The organism is Streptomyces sp. RP5T (assembly GCF_003933965.1).
Lineage (GTDB): Bacteria > Actinomycetota > Actinomycetes > Streptomycetales > Streptomycetaceae > Streptomyces.
In genome coordinates, this window is record NZ_RSAJ01001258.1 from 1 (window position 1) to 543 (window position 543).

A 543-nucleotide genomic window follows, 5' to 3' on the forward strand; every position below is an offset into this window, starting at 1 on the left:
GGCCCGGGTCGGCGAGGCCGAGGTGATCCGCACCCGCCCGCCGGGATACGTCGCCGACCTCGACGCCTCCCAGGTCGACGCCCGCCGCTTCGAGGAACTGCTCGCCTCGGGCCGGGCCCGGGCCGCCGCGGGCCGCGCGGACGAGGCCGCCGAGCTGCTGGCCGAGGCGCTGGGGCTGTGGCGCGGCCAGGAGGCCCTGGAAGGGCTGGGCCAGTCCTTCGCCCGTATCGAGGCGGCCCGGCTGGCCGAACTGCGGCTGGTCGCCCAGGAGGAGTCCTTCGGCCTCCAGCTGGAGCTGGGGCGCGCGGACCGCACGATCGCGCCCCTGCTCGCCCACGTCGCCGCCCACCCGCTGCGGGAACGGCCACGCGGCCAGCTCATGACCGCCCTGTTCCGCACCGGACGGGTCTCCGACGCCTTGCGCGCCTACCAGGAGGGCCGCGAGGCGCTGCGCGAGGAACTCGGCATCGACGCCGGCCCGGAACTGCGGGCCCTGCACACGGCCGTCCTCACCAACGACCCCGCCCTGATGCTGTCTCTTAT

1 protein-coding gene is annotated in these 543 nt (G+C 76.2%); it reads left to right on the forward strand.

The window, feature by feature from the left end; genetic code table 11:
• The coding region (locus EHS43_RS45705) for an AfsR/SARP family transcriptional regulator (protein ID WP_148104393.1) at positions 1–543 on the forward strand (543 nt) is incomplete at both ends.